Raw genomic sequence first — 20792 nt, forward strand, 5'->3', positions numbered from 1 at the left:
GTTTTATTTAGAGGGAGAAAACTTAAGTAATGAAAAGATTAGCTATACTTCTTGTAACTATTTTGACCTTAACTAGTTGTGGTGATGAAGTCGAATTTAATTCGCCTGCATTTCAAGGAAATCGAGAGTACGGACTTTGGAAAGCAGAATTTACTAGTGCATCTATTGATGAAAATGGTTTTTTAACTTTTAGAGCAGGTAATAATATAGAAACCGTATCACTTACAATTCCTTCTGTAGCAGTTGGAACTTATATATTAGGAGATGTAAATTCAATGGAAGGGCGTTATGTTGACGCTGGTGGTACTGCATATTCTACAAATAATAGACCAGATTCAAGCGTTTCTATTTATCCAGAGTACGGTTTCGTTAAGTTAGATGAAATCAACAACAATACATTTACAGGTACTTTTGAGTTTTTAGCTTTTGATGAATCAGGTTTGAACTCTATTGGCTATAATGAAGGTATCTTTTTTAGAGTCCCTTTAACATCAGGTAGTATTCCCGCGGTTGTAATCACTTGTGATGATACAGAAATAGATGTGACTTCAACGCGTGCTAATTATCTCTCAACTTTTTCTTCGACCATAGAATACATTGATGCTCCTTCTTACGCCAATGCTTGTAATGTATATTCTGAAGCTTTATTGTTTAAGAGCGATTATTGTGGAGATGTAGATGGAGCTATCCAGCAGCAAATAAGTGATCTTAATAATTGTGTGTTCCCTTGTAATTTTGCAGTTCAAAATAGACTCACTGCACAAGCTGCTTTTGAAACGGCAACTATTGGGACGTATATCGATGCTTGTGAGATTTATAGATTCTACTTAGAGCAACAGATTGAATTTTGTGGCGATGATGAAGGAAGTATCCAAGCAATTATAGATGGCTTAGATTGTAATGACGACGATAGCGATGGTATTCCAAATATTTTCGAAAATTTTAATGGAGATTTAGACGGTAATTTAGATGATGATGATACCGATTTAGATGGCATACCAAATTACTTAGATGATGATGATGATGGCGATGGTATTTTGACAATCAATGAAGCAAAAGATGTGGATGGAAATCCAATCGATACAGATGGTAATACAGAGGTTGATTATCTAGATGATGATGATGATGGTGACGGTGTTTTTACGCAATTTGAGATTGGAGATACGGATGGAGACGGAGTAAGTGACTATTTAGATACAGACGATGATGATGATACAATCTTAACAATTAATGAAAATGCAGATCCAAATCTAGATGGCAATCCAGCAGATGCCTTAGATACTGATGCTGATGGTATCCCTGATTATTTGGATAATATGTAATTATATTATCTTTGCTAACACTATAAACCCAGACATACACTGTCTGGGTTTATAGTGTTAAATAGTTTTAAGACTTTGTTAAAGATGTTAATGTATTCTATTTTTCTTATTTTTTGAGTTATACTATCCTTAGTTGGATGTGAAACAATACGCATCTTAAAATAAAAGTATTGGAATTTAAAATGTAAATGATATTATGAAGTATTCAGAAGAAATTTCAAACAAATTAAATATATTATTAGTAAAAAACTATGATGCAGAGAAAGGCTATTTAAAAGCAATTGATAATGTGGATGGTGATAGATTAAAAATGTTTTTTAAGAGAAGATCTTCAGAGCGAAGTGAATTTGCAAAAGAACTGAGAACTGAGATTCTACAATATGGCCAAATACCGGATGATTCGGGGAGTTTTAAAGGCGTAATGCATCGCAACTGGATGAGCTTAAAATCTACGTTTAGCTCCGATAACGAAGAGTCGATTATGGAAGAAGCAATTCGAGGAGAAAAAGCGAGTTTAAAGGAATATAATGAACTTATTGCCGAGCCTAATTTGCCTCCAACAATTGATTTCTTGTTGTTGAAGCACAGAGACTTAATACAGTCTGCTATCAATACAGAGAAAGTGCAAGAAGAATTAAGTTCTTAATTAGACATAAATATGTGATAAAAAGTCAGCTTTTTAAAGCTGACTTTTTATGTTTAAAACTCTTCATAACTTCATTTAAAAGAAAAGTAGTTTCTTCGTGTTTTTATCAGCTAGTTTTTATTAAATTTACTTGAAAACCATAAGGCTGTAGTATTCGTTCATAATACTTAAGACTGATCACAATCAGCTTTGCGCCTTTGCGAAAAAAACAACTCTAAACCGCATGTATTTAATTTTCGATACCGAAACCACAGGATTGCCAAAACGTTGGGACGCGCCAATTACAGATGTAGATAATTGGCCAAGATGTATCCAGATTGCTTGGCAATTGCATGATGAGATGGGTAACTGTGTTGATCACCAGGATTATTTGGTGAAACCGGATGGGTTTAATATTCCATATGATGCTGAAAAAATCCATGGTATTTCTACCGAGTTGGCGCAAGAGCAAGGCATCCCACTTCAAGAAGTATTAGAAAAATTCAATGCGGCGCTGTCAAAGACCAAATTTGTTGTTGGTCAAAATGTGAAATTCGATCTTAATATAATGGGAGCAGAGTTTGTTAGAGAAGCTGTCGTAAACCAACTTCAAGAGCTACCGGTTTTAGATACTTGTACAGAGCACACTGCTTCACTTTGTCAACTTCCTGGAGGTCGCTACGGAAAGTTTAAACTACCAACCCTTACAGAATTACATCAATTTTTATTTAATAAACCATTCTCAGAGGCCCATAATGCAACTGCAGATGTGGAAGCAACAACACGTTGCTTTTTCGAATTGTTGCGCTTAGGTGAATACACAAAAGAACAACTAGACGTTGAGCCTGGTTACTTTCAGGATTTTAACGAGAAGAATCCGCAAACGATTCAGCTAATTGGATTAAAGCACATCAACCTAAAAAAAGAAAGTGCTAAAATCAATGCGCGACTCCAGAAGTTGCAAGCAGTTGATATTTCCGAAGAAGAAATAAAAGAGAATATTTCGGGTCTTGCAGATGTTGAATTTGTACATCTTCATAACCATTCGCAGTTTTCGGTATTGCAATCAACCATAAATATTACAGATTTAGTTGCTGCTGCCGCAGAGCAAGAGATGCCTGCAGTTGCATTGACTGATCATGCTAATATGATGGGAGCATTTCATTTTGTAAAAGCGGTGAATAATCATAATAAATCTGTACTAGCTAAAAAGGCTGAGGCGTTAGAGAAAGGAGAAACATCAGTTTTAAAAGAAATCAAGCCTATTTTAGGTTGTGAGTTTTTTGTTTGTGAAGATCATACCAATAAATCTCGAAAAGATAATGGCTATCAAATTGTCTTAATCGCTAAGAATAAAAAGGGTTATCACAACTTAGCAAAGCTGTCTTCACATGGCTTTGTAGACGGGTTTTACTACTTGCCTAGAATTGATAAAAAACTCATTCAGCAATATAAAGAAGATTTAATTTGTTTGACAGGAAATCTTTATGGAGAAGTGCCAAGTAAGGTTTTGAATGTTGGTGAAAATCAGGCTGAGGAGGCTTTAGTTTGGTGGAAACAAGAGTTTGGAGATGATTTGTATGTAGAACTCATGCGTCACAATCAAGAAGATGAAAACCGTGTCAATCCTGTACTTGTTAAATTGGCTCAAAAACATGAGGTGAAGCTTATAGCAAGTAATAATACGTATTACTGCAAGCAAGAAGATGCCAATGCACACGATATTTTATTGTGTGTTAAGGATGGTGAAAAACAAGCGACACCAATTGGTCGTGGTCGTGGTTATCGTTATGGGATGCCAAATCAAGAGTATTATTTCAAATCTTCAGAAGAGATGAAAGCTCTCTTTAGAGATATTCCTGAGGCGATTACAAATATCCAGGAGGTTGTTGATAAAGTAGAGGTCTATCAACTCGCTAGAGATGTATTATTGCCAGCTTTCGATATTCCTGATGAGTTTAAACATACTGCTGATATAGCTGATAAAGGAAAACGTGGAGAAAATGCGTTTTTAAAACATTTAACATTCGTAGGTGCTAAAAAACGATACGGAGAAGAATTAAGTGATGAAGTTACAGAACGTCTTGACTTTGAGCTAAGCGTTATTGAAAACACAGGCTATCCTGGTTACTTTTTGATTGTTGAAGATTTTATTCGGGAAGCTCGAAATATGGACGTTTCGGTTGGTCCGGGTCGTGGATCGGCAGCAGGATCTGTAGTTGCATATTGCCTTTGGATTACGAATATAGATCCCCTAAAGTACGACTTGCTTTTTGAGCGTTTCTTAAATCCAGATCGTGTAAGTATGCCAGATATTGATATTGATTTTGATGATGAAGGTCGAAGTCGTGTCATGGATTATGTGATTAATAAATATGGTTCAAGTCAGGTAGCTCAAATTATTACTTACGGAACGATGGCTGCAAAATCATCAATCCGTGATACAGCAAGAGTATTGGATTTACCTTTATTTGAGGCAGACCGCATTGCGAAGTTAATTCCAACCATGTCAAAACTGAATAAGATTTTTGGCCTATCGGAAAAAGAGCTGGGAAGGACCTTTAGAGCAGAAGATTTAGAAAAAGTAAATGAATTACTCAATATAGCAGATGGTGATGGTCTAGATGCTGAAACTATAAAGCTGGCAAGATCGCTTGAAGGCTCAGTAAGAAATACTGGAATTCATGCTTGCGGCGTTATTATTACACCAGATGATATTACCAAATTCGTTCCTGTTGCTTTAGCAAAAGATTCAGATTTATATGTGACTCAGTTTGATAACTCAGTGGTTGAAGATGCCGGTCTACTTAAGATGGATTTTCTTGGGTTAAAAACATTGACCTTAATAAAGGATACCGTTAAAATTGTTAAAGCAAAACACGACATTTTATTAGATCCAGATACTTTTCCGTTGGATGATGAAAAGACGTATGAGTTATTCCAAAAAGGAGAAACTGTTGGTGTATTCCAATATGAATCTCCTGGAATGCAAAAACACCTTAAAGATTTAAAACCTACTGTTTTTGAAGATCTCATTGCAATGAATGCCTTGTATCGTCCAGGTCCAATGGAGTATATTCCAAGTTTTGTTAGACGTAAACATGGTGATGAAGATATTGAGTATGATTTACCAGCAATGGAAGAGTATCTCAAAGAAACTTACGGGATTACAGTTTACCAAGAGCAGGTCATGTTATTATCCCAAAAACTAGCAGATTTTACAAAAGGTGAAGCCGATGTTTTGAGAAAAGCGATGGGTAAAAAGCAAATTTCGGTTTTGGATAAAATGAAACCGAAATTTATTGAGCAAGCAAGTGCCAAAGGGCATGATGCTAAAGTTCTAGAAAAGGTTTGGAAAGATTGGGAAGCGTTCGCAAGTTACGCCTTTAATAAATCTCACTCTACGTGTTACGCTTGGATTGCTTACCAAACAGCCTATTTAAAAGCACATTATCCTGCAGAATATATGGCTGCAGTGCTTTCAAATAATATGAATGACATTAAGCAGGTGACCTTCTTTATGGAGGAGTGTAAGCGTATGAGAATGGCTGTTTTAGGACCAGATGTTAATGAGTCGTATTATAAGTTTTCAGTGAACCAAGATGGCGCTGTTCGTTTTGGTATGGGAGCAATCAAAGGTGTAGGTCATGGCGCAGTAAAAACAATTGTTGCAAACCGCAAAGAACATGGTTATTATAAGTCTATTTTCGATTTATCAAAACGTATAGATTTACGCGCAGCTAATAAAAAAGCATTTGAAAATTTAGCTTTAGCAGGAGGTTTCGATGGCTTTGGAGACACACATCGTGCACAGTATTTTCAAGATGAAGGTGATGGTATTACCTTTTTAGAAAAAGCAATTAAATATGGTGCTAAACACCAAGAAAATGAAAACTCCTCACAGGTTAGTCTGTTTGGCGCAGCAAGTGATGTCCAAATTGCAGAACCCCTTGTTCCTCCTTCCGAAGAATGGGGAACCATGGAAAAACTAGCTCAAGAAAAGGAAGTTGTAGGTGTTTATATCTCTGGTCATCCTTTGGATGATTTTAAAGTGGAAATGAAAACTTTTTGTAGTGGTAGTCTTGCATTTTTTAATGAAATGGGGAATTATGTTAATCGTGAAATAACCTTTGGAGGTGTCGTTACAGATGTACAACATCGGGTAAGTAAACAAGGAAAAGGTTGGGCTATTTTTATGGTTGAAGATTATACAGATAATTTTGAGTTCAGAATCTTTGGAGAAGAGTATCTTAAGTACCGACACTTCCTCGTTAAAAATAGTTTTGTATATGTGAAATCTTTTGTAAGAGAAGGTTGGGTCAACAGAGAAACAGGTAAAAAGAGTGATCCAAGACTTCAGTTTAATAGTTTTCAGTTGTTGCACGATGTCATGGATACTTATGCTAAGAAGCTGTCAATTCAACTAAATATAAGGGATTTACAAGAGGAGAGGATTTCAGTATTACAAGATTTGTTTAGAATGCATTCAGGGGAAAAAGTACTCAATTTCGTTGTCTATGATAATGCTGAAAAGATAAAACTTAATATGCCTAGCCGTAAACAGAAAATTAAGATTTCACAAGAACTGTTGGATGAGTTGACAACTCAGAATGTGATGTATAAGTTGAATTAGTCATATTTTATTTGTTTTTTGAAATACCTATTATATTACATAAGTCAATGGCCTCATAATCAAAACAAATACTGCCACTGTAAGGTTTTGCAAAATTTTTGACTAATTTTGTGTATTAAAATAAATTGAAGTTAAACATTAAGAATATATAATTATGGCATTAGAAATAACAGATGCGAATTTTGAAGAAATAGTATTAAAGAGTGATAAGCCAGTAGTGGTTGATTTCTGGGCTGCTTGGTGTGGGCCATGTAGAATGGTTGGACCAATCATTGACGAAATTAGCACTGAATACGAAGGTAAAGCTGTCGTAGGCAAAGTAGATGTGGATGCAAATCAAGAATTTGCTGCCAAGTACGGAGTAAGAAACATTCCTACGGTTTTAGTATTCCAAAACGGAGAAGTTGTTGGAAGACAGGTTGGAGTAGCGCCTAAAAACGCGTATTCTGATGCAATCGACGCTTTATTGTAAAATATATTTCATAAAGAATTGATAAAAGGTCTGCCAGTATGGTGAACCTTTTTTTTATTTTTAACTAATATTAAGAAATAAGATAAAAACATATGAGTAAGCAAGCAAAAGCGCAAGACTTAATTGATAGTAAATTATTAGAAGAACGCAAAGTGTTTCTTTGGGGAATGGTGGATGACAAATCGGCCAAGCATGTCATTGACCGTTTATTTTATTTAGACTCTTTAGAGACTAAAGATATACACCTCTATATAAATAGTCCTGGAGGATATGTAACCTCTGGATTTGCGATGTATGATTGTATTAAATCATTAAACAGTGATGTGTCGACGATTTGTACTGGATTAGCAGCATCAATGGGATCCATATTATTATCTGTTGGTACAAAAGGAAAACGTTTTATCCAACCACACGCTAGAGTTATGATTCACCAGCCGAGTGGAGGAGCTCGCGGACAAGCCAGTGATATTGAAATTACAGCACAAGAAATTTTGAAAACAAAAGAATTAAGTGCTAAAATTTTAGCAGATAATTGCGGACAAGATTTTGAAAAGGTGATGAAAGATTTTAATCGTGACCATTGGATGGGAGCAGATGAATCTAAAGCCTACGGAATTGTGGACGGCATAATTTAATTAATGTTTTTTCTTCGGAAATTGATAAATAAATGAACTTACAAGCAGAACTCAACAAAGCAGGGGGCTTTAAAAACTTGGAGCTACTCGCTAAGCAAGTGGTTGAAGGTTTTATTTCTGGTATGCATAAGAGTCCGTTTCATGGATTTTCTGCTGAGTTTGCTGAACATAAAATCTATAACCAAGGGGAAAGTACGCGTCATATTGACTGGAAGCTTTATGCTAAGACTGATAAGCTGTACACAAAGCGTTATGACGATGAAACGAACTTACGTTGTCATCTTATTGTAGATAACAGTAGTTCGATGCACTACCCTGAGGCCAAAGATTTTAGTATTTCAAATTTAAATAAGATAGGCTTTTCTGCATTGGCTTCGGCATCACTAATGCAGATATTAAAAAAGCAACGAGATGCAGTTGGTTTAAGTATTTACAGTGATGCGTATGATTATTATTCTCCAGAGAAAGGAAGTGAGCGTCATCATCAAATGTTATTGGCTCAATTAAGTAAAATGGTAGTTTCAAAGGGGCTAAATAAGCAAACTGAAACCTATACCTATTTGCATCAAATTGCGGAGAAGATACACAGAAGATCTCTCATTTTCTTTTTTACAGATATGTTTCAAACATCGACCGATGAGGTTAAACTGTTTGAAGCCTTAAGACATCTTAAGCATAATAAGCATGAAGTTGTCTTATTTCATGTCATTGATAAAGAAAAAGAATTGAAGTTTAATTTTGATAATACACCTAAGCGATTTGTTGATGTAGAGACTAATGAATTCATTAATTTATATCCATACACGGTAAAAGAAGGCTATGAAAGTGCTGTAGATGATTACTTTAAGAGTATTAAATTAAAGTGCGGTCAATATCAAATTAAATACGTTGAAGCCGATATAAATAACTCCTTCGATAAGATATTGACGACGTACATGGTGGAGCGTCAAAAATTTATTTAAATTTTTGACGAAAACATTTGTGATATTAAAAATCGAATGTATATTTGCCCTCGCATTATAGCAACGGTCTGGTAGTTCAGCTGGTTAGAATGTCGCCCTGTCACGGCGAAGGTCGCGGGTTCGAGTCCCGTCCAGACCGCTAAAATTGTAAAACTAAAGCTTCAAGAAATTGGGGCTTTTTTTTAGCAATTAAAAGAAGTTGTGTTGTTCTCATTTTCGATAACTATCGGGATTGAGAGTTGTGAGAAACTCAATGTTGTTGAGTTCTTACCGATGAGAAGCTTTCCTTTTTTCTGAATAAGAAAATCGGGATGCTTTTTTGTTTTACACTGTTTTTGAGTGAATGTAGTATTGTGAAAGAAACTTATCAACAGTTTTTGTTGCAAAAAAGTAGTTAGTCGTGATAATATCACTTTTTATCGGATATTTATTTGGTGTTCTCTTAAATAAGAGTATATTTGACATCCTTCTTAAGCCCCTAAAAACACTTATTAAGGTAATTTATTAATCCATTTTAGGTTTTTATGTCATTGGACATACGAGCTTCCCTCAATTTTTTTGGTATAGGTATGCCAAAAGTTAATAATCCATTCATCCCTCGAATTGGCATTTTTATGCTGTTTTATTATTAACATAATTAAAATTGAATATATAATCCCTAAAATTGATTAACATGAAGACCCTAAAAATCACTTTCTTATTACTAGCTGTATTATTGTTAACGGTATCTGGACAAAGCAGTGATGCTGTTGCAGATTCTAACGAACCAACATATAAAACACAGAAACAGTACGATTTGTTAGCGCATGCTAAAACAAAGAGAATTAAAGCACAGCAGGGATAATAGTGTCCCTATTAACACATATAGGCATCAACTCTTTTTTAGAATTGGTGCTTTTTTTATAACTAAGACTCTCAATTATTTACACTATTTTTGATTTGTAAATAACACAAACAGATTGAGAGATAAATTAGTCATAAATACCCTTATTCCATTGCTTTTTATGCAACTTGGCTTTAGTCAGGTTGATCAAAATAGATTTACTGATTTAAAACAAAAGTCTAAAGATTATAGCTTAACTTTAATAGAGCGTGAAAAATATGGGAAGCAAGCCTTAGAGCTTGCTAAAGAGATCGGTGCAGATAGTTTAGTACTCTCTGCAAGAAAAACATTATCCCTAATTTATTTGGATCAAGAAAACTACGATTTATATACTCATTTAAGCCGTCAAAATTTAGCTAAAGCAGAGCAAATAAGGGATACATTGTCAGTAGCATCTGCTTATTTAAATTTAGGTCAGTCTCATTATTTTCAATATGAGAACGATAGTGCGTATTATTACTTTTCCAAATCATTAAAATTTTATCAAATATTAAGAAATACTAATCAACAAGGTTTTATTCTTTCAGCAATTTCAGATATTCAAGAAATAGAGCAAGATTATATTGGTAGTGAAGAAAGTGCAATTCAAGCCATTAGAATATTTGAAACATTACCACGAAATGAGTATAATTTATCTCAATTATGGAAATTAAATAATGTGTTAGGTATTATTTCTTTAAAACTTGGTTTATATGATAAATCCTTAGAATACCATAACAAAGCGGAATCTGTAAGTGAAAAAATGTCTAATGGGTTTTATGATAAAATTTACTCCATAAATAATAAAGCTTTCGTTTATAGAAAAAAAGGAAACTACAAAGAAGCACTTAATCTTTATAAAAACTTATTGGATATACGGGATGAATACGAAGAGTATGACCCAACATTTTACCCATTAGTCATTGATAATTATGCCTATACAAAACTTGTGGCTGGTCACAATGATTACGATGATATGGGACAGCTTTTCAAAGAGGCTTTTCGAATTAGCGATAAATTAGGTGATCCTATTACTAAACTTCAAGTTAGTATTGATGTATCTAAGTTTTATTTACGACAAAAACTGCAAGATTCATCTTTAAAATATGCTAATATTTCTTACAAATTAGCCAAGGAAACCTCTTCGAATGAAATTTTATTAGATGCTTTGAAAGTTCTTTCTGAACTAAAAGAAGGTGAGGACGGTAAAGCGTATTTAAACGAACATATTAAACTCAGTGACAGTTTACTTCATGTTGAGCGAAACGTCAGAAATAAATTTGCTAGAATAGAATTTGAAACTGATAAAATTGAGGAAGCCAATGAAAAAATGTCTCAACAGCTTATTTGGTTATTAGTGATTTCTGGAGGCTTATTAATCACATTGTTTTTTCTCTATATAATTGTGAAACAACGCGAAAAAAATAAGGAACTTAAATTCGAAAAAGATCAACAAAAAGCGAATGAAGATATTTATAATTTGATGCTCTTACAACAAGATAAAGTTGATGAAGCAAGAGCTAGTGAGAAAAAAAGAATTTCAAAAGAGCTTCACGATGGTATTTTGGGACGATTATTTGGGACAAGGCTCAGTTTGGATAGTTTTAATTTTTCCGAAGGAAAAGATGCCATTAGTAAACGCGCTAAGTATATAAGTGAACTTAAGATTATAGAGGATGACATTCGTAAAGTGTCACATGATTTGAGTACGGATTTTGTATCTGGATCAGGTTTTATGGATATTGTTTCAGAGTTAATAGAGAAACAAACAAATGCCTATCAATTGCAATCTTATTTTGATTTTACAGATGACATTCATTGGGAAATGGTGCCCAATAAAACTAAAATTAATATTTATAGGATCATTCAAGAGTCACTTCAAAATATTTATAAACATGCGAATGCTAAAATGGTTAAAATTAGTGTTGAATTGAAAAATAATGTAATTTGCTTGTCGATCGTTGACGATGGAGATGGTTTTAATATCAGCAAAAGTAAAAAAGGAATTGGGATTAAAAATATAAATTCTAGAGTTGAAGAAGTTGAAGGGAAAGCACAATTTCACTCTGAAGCAAATAAAGGGACTGAGGTCATAATTACTATGCCTTACAAAAATTAGACATGATGCAATACATTCATATTTTAATGGTGGATGACCATCCAATCATTATTGAAGGCTATCAAAATACTTTGATGGCAACTAAAAAAGATAATCAAACTTTGGTCATTGATACTGCCAATACTTGTGATGCTGCGAATTTACTCATGGAAAAAGCAGCAAATGAGCATCCTTATGATGTTTGTTTTTTTGATATTAGTTTACCACCTTCCGCAGATGGTAAGATTACTTCTGGCGAAGATTTAGCAAAGATCTCTCGTAATAAAATGCCAAATGCTAAAGTGGTTATTTTAACCATGTTTAATGAGTCTTATCGCATTCATAATATTGTAAAAGAAATAAATCCCGACGGGTTTTTAATTAAAAGTGATTTAACATCAAGCGAATTGGCTGAGGCTTTTCATCACATATTAATTGATCCACCATATTATAGTAGTACTGTCAGTACCTTTTTAAATAAATCTGTTGTTAATGAAATCTACGTAGATGAAATTAATCGCAAGATTCTTCATTTATTATCACAAGGGATTAAGACTAGAAGCTTAATAGAGTATATAGATTTGTCGATGAGTGCTATTGAAAAACGCAAGAAACAACTCAAAATCTTATTTTCAGTCACCGATGGTAAGGATGAATCCTTAATAAATGAAGCTCGAAAAAAAGGATTTCTCTAGAAAAACTGTTAAATTTTTTGTTTTTATGGTTTTTTAAACCTCTTGAAACTGCTGCTATTTCTAGAAACTACGGTTTTTCCACATCATGTTTGCGGTTTTTCCGTAACAAAAAGTTGTTTATATAAGATACATTTGACCAAGTCAGCAAAGATATTTTAATCCCTCTAAGTAATTTGTTGAATTAATAGCAAAGAAAACTAACCTAGCACTTCTCAACAAGTGTTAGGTTTTTTCTTTTTATACCATCTCTAGTTTGGTCTCAAATTTTAACGAAAGATTACATCTATATACTCATAAACCTTGACCATAAAGAAACCTAAAAAGATCATTGCTACTATGGACTTTATAAAGGTTGAAGCGATAAAACCTAGAAACGACCCAAATGCTGCTTTTATAGCGGTATCCAATCTAGCTTTATTTAAAAGTTCTCCAATTAATGCACCAAAGAATGGGCCAATAATAATACCTCCAGGAATTGGTGCTATTAGGCCAATGACTAATCCAATAGAGGTTCCTATCATACCCGCTTTTGTTCCTCCAAAACGTTTGGTTCCTAGAGCAGGAATGATATAATCTAAGATCCATATGCCCAATGCAATAATTAAGGTAATGATTAAAAAAGTCCAATTCATTGGCACGACATCTGTTAAATGAAAGATGAGTAAACCAATCCAACTGGTTAAAGGACCGGGTAAAACAGGGAGGAAACTACCTATGATTCCTATTACCATAAAAAAAGCAGCCAAAATGACTAAAAAGATGTCCATTATAAGTGTTTGCTATTCTGCTAGTAAGACGTCAAAATGTTAAAGTTGTTACATTTTTAAACTAAATACTTAGTTTCAACTAATCTTTTAGTTATATTTACTGAATACTGAATACTGAATACTGAATACTGAATACTGAATACTCAACCATGAAACAACTTACTAAAGCCGAAGAAGAAATTATGCACGTCTTATGGCAATTAGAAAAAGCCAATGTTAAGGAGGTCATCAACGAACTTCCAGAACCAAAACCTGCTTACAATACAGTGTCTACAATTATTAGAATCCTGGAAAATAAAGGGTTTGTAGATTATGAGAAGCAAGGTAAAGGACATATTTATTTTCCGTTGCTTAAAAAGCAAGAGTACAGTAATCAGTCTATAAATAATTTGGTAGATAATTATTTTCAAGGCTCTTTTAAAAGTATGGTGTCGTTTTTTGTCAAGAAAAATGATGTGGATTTAAAAGATATGGAAACCATTTTAAAAGACATTAATAAAACGAACCAATAACATGTTACACTATATTATACAAGTCGTTGCGTTTCAATTACTGTTTTTAATCATCTATGATTTATTCCTTCGGAAGGAAACGTTCTTCAATCTCAATCGCTTCTATTTGCTGAGTACAGCAGTCTTATCATTAGTGATTCCTTTTATCAAAATAGACCGCATAAAAGAAGTTATCGCCAAAGATTTTGTGATCAGTTTGCCAGAGGTTCTCATTGGTGGAAAATCATCACAAGCTTTAAGTACAATTGATCCTTTGATAGCCATGGACGCAGGGATTAATTTGGAACAAGAACCAATACCTATATGGAACATCATCCTCATTTCTGGAATGTGTATCGCCACATTACTCTTAGTTTACAAGATCATTAAACTCTTACTATTAGTCTCTAATAATCCAAAACGATGGCGCGGTAAGGTGTTAATTGTTTGTCTATTAAATAGTACAAAAGCCTTTTCATTCTTTAATTATATCTTTTTAGGTAACCGACTGACTTCAAAGGAAAGTACGTCTATTTTAGAGCATGAAATGGTGCACATCAAACAAAAGCACTCCTTAGATTTACTATTTTTTGAGCTCTTGCGTGTCGTGTTTTGGTTTAATCCATTAGTCTATATTTATCAACATAGAATCGCCACGCTTCATGAATACATCGCAGATGCGAATTCAGTGAAAGGTCAAAATAAAGCAGAGTATTACGATAATCTACTAACCCAAGTTTTTGAGACCCAGCAGTTTTCATTTGTCAATCCATTCTTTAAACAATCATTAATCAAAAAACGAATTCTTATGTTAAGCAAATCAAAATCAAATCAAATCAATTTGATCAAGTACGCCTTGTTAATTCCAATCGTATTTACCATGCTCATGTACACCTCGTCATATGCGCAGGAAAAAGTAGAAATACTCAAAGAAACCATCAATATATCAGATATTCAAGAGTTGACAGATGAAGAGTTATTTGATAAATATTTTAATGAGATTGTTGAGTTAGTTAAAAATGATACTGAGCTAGAATATCTTCATGATACTTATATGTCAGATAGTAATAAATACATATTAACAAGAGACAAATATTATAAACAAAAGGCTCTTTTTAAATTTATATTTAGTCTCGAAAAGGATCAAACTAAACTAGATGAAAAAATATTAAGTGATAATAAAAGCGAAACTTTAAATAAGTTAGGCGAATTCAAGCCTTACCAGCAATATCTTGATTTTAAAAAAACACAAAAAGCAAAATATGGTTGGGAGAGCACAATTAAAGATGGCATATTAAGATTGGTTGTCGATGATTTAGGAAACTGGACAGATGAAGAGACTAAAAAATTTAATAATAAGTTTGAGTTTATAGATAAAGATAACTTTTATAATGGTTTATTGGTAGTCTCTGTTGATGGAAGAACGAAAATGTTGGCTCATGGTACCGATTCTAACGTTGAAGAAAACATATCGAAAGTTGATGAAGTAGAAGTAATCGAGGTTGAGGAAACTATTGAAGTCCCATTCTCAATAGTAGACGAAACTCCAACATTCACATTTTGTGAAGATTTAAAAACAAATGAAGAACGTAAGAAATGTATGAGTAATCATATTGCTAAACATGTCAATAGATTTTTCAATACTAATTTAGCAGATAGTTTAGGTTTGGTTGGAAGACAGCGCATTAATGTCATCTTTAAAATTGATACAGAAGGTGATGTTATTGATGTTATGGCAAGAGCGCCACATCCTGCTTTAGAGGGAGAAGCTAGAAGAGTTATTAAGACCTTACCTCAGTTTATTCCAGGAAAACAAAAAGGTATAGCGGTTGTTGTGTCTTATAGCTTACCTATTTTGTTTCAAGTGCAAGGAGATGCAGTAAAACAAGAAACATCAAAAACACTGGAGATTGATCGCGCAACCGAGCTTAAAGAGGAATTTAAAGATGCAGATAAAGTGCCTTTTTTGGCTTTAGATAAAGCTCCTACTGCAGAGAATTGTGAGAGCCAAACCACAGAGAAAGAATCAAAGACATGTTTTAGCGACTTCATTTCTCAATATGTAAATAAAAATTTTAATACTAATGTAGCCTCAAAACTTGGTTTAGTAGGTAAGCAACGTATAAATGTAATATTCCAAATTGATAAGGATGGCTCAATAAAGAATGTTAAAGCAAGAGCGCCTCATCCTGATTTAGAAGTCGAAGCAAAACGTGTGATTAGTAGTTTACCTCAGTTTAAACCCGGAGAAATGAATGGTAAAGCAGTCATTGTTAATTATTCGTTACCTATTCTATTTCAAGTACAAGAAAATAAGAAAAATTAATGCGATTACTATTCGTACTTATATGTGTTTTAACGATTTCAAATACTGAAGCGCAAACTTCGATTTTAAATCAAGCCGATAGCTTATATCGCAATGGTAATTATAGCAAAGCAATTGAAGCTTATAAAACGCATACTAATCAAGATGAGGTCTCTGCTAAAATCGCTAAGGCTAATGTGGCAATTGGCAATTATGATGCAGCTCTAGAGTATTATAAATTAGGTGCAGCAGCAGATCCAAAAAACGGACTGGTATTATACGAATATGCTAAATTGCTTTCAAAAACAAAAAATTTTGAAGCGTCCATAGAGGTGTTCAATACCCTGATGAATATCGATTATCGCAATCCCAATTACCACTATGAAATGGGATTAGCATTAGAACGCATAGGTAATTCTACAGCGTTAAACAGGTTTTGGTCTGCGTATGATTTAGATCAAACACACCAAAAAGCGATTTTTAAAATTGCCAAACATTTTTTAATTAAGCGGAAACATCAAATCTCACATAGATATATTGATGAAGGATTGGAGAGTTATAAAAACAATATAGAACTCACCAGCCTTAAAGCTCAAAACTACTATTACCAAGAAGATTATGAAAATGCAAGAACGTGGTTTCAAAAATTAATTAATTTAGGAGAATCGTCTGAGTTTATTCACGCTAAATTGAGCATGATCCATGCAGAGTTTTTAGATTATGAGTTGGCTATAGCACAGCGTAAATTGGTGTTGAAATCCAACCCCTATAATGCAGACGCGATGTTTTTAATTGGTAAATATTATAACCAACTTAAAGACTATAAAAGTGCTGAAAAATACATTAAACAAGCACTAGTGTTGCAAGATGTGCCTTTAGATTATGAATATCAAATACTAGGTACCGTTTTAAATAGACAAGATAAACACAAGGAAGCTATAGAGGCATTACAAAAATCAGTAAAGGAAAACCCTGAAAACATAAGCTCAGAATTTTACATTGTATCCACAAAAGATAAATATTATTTAGATATAGAGACTAAGATTAAGCTATATGAAGATTTTAGAGATAAATACCCAAATACGGTCTATTCTAAATTCGCATCACAGCGTATAATAGCGCTCAAAGAAGAGAAATTTTTAAAGGCAGAAGACTAATGGAAACTAGTATCTAAAAAAATTGTACTTTTCGGTTTCAGTTTAACTGCTATGAACCGCATAATTGCTTTTTTATTCTTAATGACGTTTTGCTCTTGCGATTTTATCGAGAAGAAAAAAGTGTATTCAAACGATATTTTGGAAGAAGAATTGCAAGCATTTAATTGGAATGATGTTGATGAATATCCTACTTTTGAATCTTGCGATACAAGTTTAGATAATGCCAATAAAAAAGTGTGTTTTGAAAATACACTACGTCAAATTCTTAATGAAAATCTAGCGAAATATAAGATTATCGTTTCCGAAGAAATCCACGATACAATTCAACTTAAAATCACTATTGATAGTAAAGGTGTGTTTGTGATTAATGATATTGTAAGTCATGAAGTAACACAAGAAGAAATCCCGCAATTAGACAGTTTACTGCGGAAGAGTTTAGATGCACTCCCAAAAATTTATCCAGCAATTAAAAGAAGCCAACAAGTGAAAATCCAGTTTAGTTTACCTGTAATTATTATAATTAACTAACACCAATCAGCTAAAAATAAGCGTTAAGTAGGCAAAGTTAGCTCCTTGCTTTTTACAAAGGGAGGACAGATTCAGCACTGCTGAATCAGGAGGGTTTTTATTTCAACAGTAAACATTCGAATATGAATTTTAAGTAGTATTCAAAAAATTAAATCCTAAAAATCTTACTATAAATTAAACTTATAACCTACAGCGAAATCTTGAGAAAAGTTACCTTGATTGTCTAGAAACAAGGCAAATAGTTCATTATATGCCAAGGTGATGAAACTGTTCTCTGTGATTCTAATATCTGCTCCTATACCAAATATAAAAGGAACATCAAAAGCGGTTTGATTAAACTCCTCTGTAGTAATAACATCATCATTATTCAAAAGAATAGTGGCTTTAGAGAAATTTAAGGTTGCAAATTTCATGTTTGCGTAGAGACTAAAAGAGGCCTTGTTTATGACTCTAAAACGATATCCTAATGATAATTCTGTTGTAGAATATTGCAATTCGTCTTGTTCAAGCACATGCTTTGCTTGAAGAAAAACAGCATGCCTGGAGATCTGACCAATATCTAAAACTTCTAGTTCACCTCCAAAAAGGGGTGTCGTAAGATTATTTGGATTTGTTATAAATGGGCTATTTGTAAATCCGCCAAAAACACCAATTCTAAAGTGTAATTTGTTACGAACTGCTATAGATTGATATGAAGAATCTGTATTGCTGTTATGGGTGTCTATAAACTCTTTAAGGCTAAAGAGCGTAAGGTTTAATCGTCTGGTTGACATAGAGTCATTAGTCAACTCATTTAAAAGCGTTTTGTATTCTCGCTGAAACTTACCTTCTAATTTGGTGTTTTTTAACTCCATAATGGTTTCGTTTTCTGTTCTTATAAAATAGCGATATTTACCATCGATAATATTCCATAATAAATCTAACTTACCATTAACTTCCGTTTTTAATTCTAGAACTTCTCCATCAATAGTAAAGGTTTCTTGTGCTTCTGAAAATGAGAAACTCAAGACCAAACAAAATAAACAAACAATTTTTTTCATTACAATTCTGGATTTGGATTTTGGTAAATCTAACAAAAATAATTGATAGTCATAACAGGTCTTATTTGCTATACCCTCTACCTTTCCATTTGTATCCTTTAAATATAGATATAAATGCTACATACACACTAAAAAAAGGATAGAGTAAACAAGATAAAAAGTAGGACGATAGAAATTGTCCTTGATCGAAAAAACGAGCAGTTTTAAAAATTAATAAAAAGTCAATTAAAAACTTTATAACGCATGTGTAGAGGAATACTTTTACAGATATAATACCTGAGAAACACAAGAGCGGCAGACACACTAATAGCGCATTCATAAATAAAACGACTAATGCAGTTAATTTACTGAAACCATTATTATAGTTTGAGGTTTTTGAAGCCCAACGAACCCGTTGTGATTTTAAACTTTTGAAATTTGATTCGGGATTAGTGGATACAACGATGTCTTTGCTTTTTATATATTGAACAGCATTTTTATCTGCTTTGAGTATTTTTTCAAGTAGAAAAATATCATCTCCGCTAGCAATATGTGAATTACCTTCAAACCCTTTAACATCATTGAAAACTGCTTTCTGGTAAGCCATGTTTGCACCATTACACATAAAAGGTAAGTTGACACCAAAACCACCAATGGTTACACCTTGTAAACTTAAAATATCAAGAAGTTGAAACCGGTCAAAAAAAGACGCTATAGTTGTAAAGGTTACTGGAGCAATTAAAAGTTTAGGTTTATGATTTTGTATATAATGATCATACGTATCTAACCAATATTTAGGTAGACTACAATCGGCATCTGTAGTAACAATCCAATCATATTTAGAGTGGCTAATAGCTGCAGTAATGGCATCTTTTTTTGGAGAATGGGTAAGTCTATTGTTTTTTACTACAGAAATATCAAATTTTTGAAGTTTGCTGCTTTTTATTATTTCTAGCGAATTATCCTCAGAATCATCATCTACAAGAATGATTTCATATAGTGCTTTAGGGTAGTTCAATTTTGAAATTGATGCTAATAATAGAGGAAGGTGATCTGCTTCATTTCTAAAAGGAATAATGATTGAGAATTTTGTTTTAGCAGTAATATCTTCTAATTGAAAACTGGGCACCTTATCAAAACCGTAGATAAAGATCCCAATTAACAACAGATATAAAAGAGTAATAATGAATATGATGGTGATCATAAGTCGTCGTCTGTTTTTGGAAGGTTAAAATTAAGCACATAATAACTACCAAAGAGGCTTGGGAGAACAAAATTAAGTAACCACATAATCATAATAATGCTTAGGATGGTAAATTCATCAATACCTACAATAGAAAATAAATACACGGCTACGCTACCTTTTATAACGACATCAAAAATAAAGATTGACGGAATAATGGAAGCGAGCAAATACATACTAGTAATGACCATCATGGCATGTAGATAAGTGAAATTAACTCCGAAAATATCTAATAAAAAATAAAATTGAAATGAGAAAATTAAATAGCGCAACACTGAAATTCCAAACGCAGTCATTTGAATACTAAGCGATACATCTCTAAAAAACGACTTTAGCTTATCACTAGAAAATCCTTTTATTCTAAACCTGTTTTGTTGTAAGGCAAAGCATACTAAGCCAATTATGACAATGATGATGAGTAAGAATTTCGAGATTGTAAAATAGTCAATATGCAAATCATACATCGTGTGCATGAGATATAAACCGATGCTGCCAAAAAGAATGGTTACTGTCATTTGCATCATATTTCCAGTAAGATTAAGAAGCATCACTTTTTTGCGCATTGCTGTATTGAAATAAATGGCTTTTGCTCCATATTCTCCAATTCGGTTTGGTGTAAAAAGCGAAGCAGTCAAAGCACCTAAACTTTGTTCTAATGCGTTTTTGAAAGAAATTATTTTAATATAGCGTACCAAAGTTTTCCATTTGAGGATTTCAAAAAACCAATTAAAAATGGTTAAAACGAGTAGAATTCCAACGTTTTTAATTGAAAATACACCATTTTGGCTTAAATACTGGATAAACTCATGAACGTTTAAATCTTCATTGTTGGCTAATTTATTGTAGATAAAATAAAAAGCACCAACAACAATGCTTAATTTAATAAGTACAAAAAAGAATTGTTTAGTTTTGTAAGGAAGACCTCCAAAATTCATAGAATACATTAAAGTTGTCAGCCAAATTAAACCATTATATTGA

General features: G+C 33.1%; 17 protein-coding genes and 1 tRNA gene. 14 read left to right on the forward strand and 4 right to left on the reverse strand.

The genetic code is table 11. The annotated features are described in order from the left end of the window. The first annotated feature begins 29 nt into the window (after positions 1-29). The 10 genes from H593_RS0104665 (at position 30) to H593_RS0104710 (ending at position 12304) form a co-directional block, all read left to right on the forward strand. Positions 30-1322 (forward strand): DUF6252 domain-containing protein, encoded by a 1293-nt coding sequence (locus H593_RS0104665; RefSeq protein ID WP_028871370.1) that lies wholly within the window; start codon positions 30-32, stop codon positions 1320-1322. A gap of 196 nt (positions 1323-1518) precedes the next feature. Continuing rightward, entirely contained in the window at positions 1519-1968 is a 450-nt protein-coding gene (locus H593_RS0104670; protein ID WP_028871371.1) for a ferritin-like domain-containing protein, read from the forward strand. A gap of 223 nt (positions 1969-2191) precedes the next feature. Next, positions 2192-6580 carry a DNA polymerase III subunit alpha gene (dnaE, locus tag H593_RS0104675; RefSeq protein WP_028871372.1) on the forward strand — a complete coding sequence of 1463 codons (4389 nt, stop codon included), beginning with the start codon at positions 2192-2194 and terminating at the stop codon, positions 6578-6580. A 154-nt stretch (positions 6581-6734) separates the two neighbouring features. Next, a complete protein-coding gene (trxA, locus tag H593_RS0104680; protein ID WP_028871373.1) occupies positions 6735-7052 on the forward strand; it encodes a thioredoxin in 318 nt (105 codons plus the stop codon). 92 nt (positions 7053-7144) lie between these two features. Continuing rightward, positions 7145-7687: a ClpP family protease gene (locus H593_RS0104685; RefSeq protein ID WP_028871374.1), complete on the forward strand. Its 543-nt coding sequence runs from the start codon at positions 7145-7147 to the stop codon at positions 7685-7687. A 32-nt stretch (positions 7688-7719) separates the two neighbouring features. Beyond that, a complete protein-coding gene (locus tag H593_RS0104690) occupies positions 7720-8649 on the forward strand; it encodes a DUF58 domain-containing protein (protein WP_028871375.1) in 930 nt (309 codons plus the stop codon). 65 nt (positions 8650-8714) lie between these two features. After that, positions 8715-8788, forward strand: a tRNA-Asp gene (locus H593_RS0104695). Positions 8789-9322: 534 nt separating this feature from the next. After that, positions 9323-9493 (forward strand): hypothetical protein, encoded by a 171-nt coding sequence (locus H593_RS20730; RefSeq protein ID WP_157588776.1) that lies wholly within the window; start codon positions 9323-9325, stop codon positions 9491-9493. Positions 9494-9608: 115 nt separating this feature from the next. After that, on the forward strand, positions 9609-11630 hold the full coding sequence (locus tag H593_RS0104705; protein WP_051229621.1) for an ATP-binding protein: 2022 nt from the start codon (positions 9609-9611) through the stop codon (positions 11628-11630). 2 nt (positions 11631-11632) lie between these two features. Then, a complete protein-coding gene (locus H593_RS0104710; protein WP_028871377.1) occupies positions 11633-12304 on the forward strand; it encodes a response regulator in 672 nt (223 codons plus the stop codon). Between the two features lie 266 nt (positions 12305-12570). On the opposite strand, the gene H593_RS0104715 is transcribed toward H593_RS0104710, so the two are convergent. Continuing rightward, positions 12571-13071, reverse strand: a complete 501-nt coding sequence (locus tag H593_RS0104715) for a DUF456 domain-containing protein (RefSeq protein ID WP_028871378.1) — start codon at positions 13069-13071, stop codon at positions 12571-12573. 149 nt (positions 13072-13220) lie between these two features. On the opposite strand from H593_RS0104715, the gene H593_RS0104720 reads away from it, so the two are divergent. Genes H593_RS0104720 through H593_RS0104735 form a run of 4 tightly spaced genes read left to right on the forward strand, consistent with a single transcriptional unit; the run spans position 13221 to position 17552 of the window. Further along, complete coding sequence (locus H593_RS0104720) at positions 13221-13583, forward strand: BlaI/MecI/CopY family transcriptional regulator (protein ID WP_028871379.1); 363 nt, start codon at positions 13221-13223, stop codon at positions 13581-13583. A gap of 1 nt (position 13584) precedes the next feature. Beyond that, the gene (locus H593_RS19875; protein ID WP_084142267.1) at positions 13585-15888 is read left to right on the forward strand and encodes a M56 family metallopeptidase; all 2304 of its coding nucleotides are present in this window, start codon (positions 13585-13587) and stop codon (positions 15886-15888) included. Further along, positions 15888-17024, forward strand: coding sequence for a tetratricopeptide repeat protein (locus H593_RS0104730; protein ID WP_028871380.1), 1137 nt, complete (start codon positions 15888-15890; stop codon positions 17022-17024). The genes H593_RS19875 and H593_RS0104730 overlap by 1 nt, the downstream gene beginning before the upstream one ends. A gap of 51 nt (positions 17025-17075) precedes the next feature. Then, positions 17076-17552 carry a hypothetical protein gene (locus H593_RS0104735; RefSeq protein WP_028871381.1) on the forward strand — a complete coding sequence of 159 codons (477 nt, stop codon included), beginning with the start codon at positions 17076-17078 and terminating at the stop codon, positions 17550-17552. A gap of 167 nt (positions 17553-17719) precedes the next feature. On the opposite strand, the gene H593_RS0104740 is transcribed toward H593_RS0104735, so the two are convergent. The 3 genes from H593_RS0104740 to H593_RS0104750 form a co-directional block, all read right to left on the reverse strand. After that, a complete protein-coding gene (locus tag H593_RS0104740; protein ID WP_028871382.1) occupies positions 17720-18592 on the reverse strand; it encodes a hypothetical protein in 873 nt (290 codons plus the stop codon). A gap of 61 nt (positions 18593-18653) precedes the next feature. Next, entirely contained in the window at positions 18654-19775 is a 1122-nt protein-coding gene (locus H593_RS0104745; protein WP_028871383.1) for a glycosyltransferase family 2 protein, read from the reverse strand. Further along, positions 19772-20749: a lysylphosphatidylglycerol synthase domain-containing protein gene (locus H593_RS0104750; RefSeq protein ID WP_028871384.1), complete on the reverse strand. Its 978-nt coding sequence runs from the start codon at positions 20747-20749 to the stop codon at positions 19772-19774. Before H593_RS0104750 ends, H593_RS0104745 begins: the two co-directional genes overlap by 4 nt. Positions 20750-20792: the final 43 nt, after the last annotated feature.

The organism is Psychroserpens burtonensis DSM 12212 (assembly GCF_000425305.1).
Taxonomy (GTDB): Bacteria; Bacteroidota; Bacteroidia; order Flavobacteriales; family Flavobacteriaceae; genus Psychroserpens; species Psychroserpens burtonensis.